This window comes from Agrobacterium sp. CFBP 3001, assembly GCF_027871605.1.
In the GTDB taxonomy this organism is placed as follows: domain Bacteria; phylum Pseudomonadota; class Alphaproteobacteria; order Rhizobiales; family Rhizobiaceae; genus Agrobacterium; species Agrobacterium leguminum.
This window is the reverse complement of the sequence record NZ_JAQAHD010000064.1, coordinates 1-569: the sequence shown is the minus strand read 5'-3', so window position 1 is coordinate 569 and position 569 is coordinate 1. Positions and strand designations below refer to the sequence as shown.

The 569-nt window shown below is 59.4% G+C and carries 1 protein-coding gene; it reads right to left on the bottom strand.

What is annotated here, in order from left to right:
* Positions 1-395 (bottom strand): hypothetical protein (locus PH605_RS25310; RefSeq protein WP_271040168.1); only part of this gene is annotated, 395 nt, incomplete at its 3' end.
* Between the last annotated feature and the right edge of the window lie 174 nt (positions 396-569).

Sequence of the window (569 nt, the reverse complement as noted above, 5' to 3'; positions counted from 1 at the left end):
CTTGGCGTGGAATATGCGCATGCTTTGTGTCCGTTCGGACCAGCAGCAAGCCAAAAAGACAATGACTCGGCTCCGCCTGCCTTCTCTTGCCGCCAGCCCACAACGTCCACCGAGCCGCCATTATGGGCGACGAAGCTACGACGCCACTCCTCTGTTTCCGCATCGGTCAGCCGCGGCCAGCCAAGTTCGTCACCCTTGATCATCGCGGTCCGCGCGGTGGGCGCTTCACAGATAGTGAGAAGACGCTCCGCCGTCATGTCCGCCGGCATCGCCGTCGCCACCCCGAAACTCAAAAATGCAGCGCAGAAGCTGCCAATGGTCGATATCTCAAGATACCGAAGCGGACTTGCTCGCTCTGCGCTCCTCATTTTCTTCTCCGGTTCATCATCGTCCATGGGATCAGACCGCCGCGTCCGAAAGTAAACGTGCGGGATGGATGCAGCCAGTTGAGGATCATGCCCCGGCGTTCACACCGGGCGCAACAGGCTTCCTGTCGTTCGCAAACGCTCTTCCAGCAATTCCATAAGCTGCTCCTCGCGAATACGACCCTGCCCCAAGCCGAGCTTCAT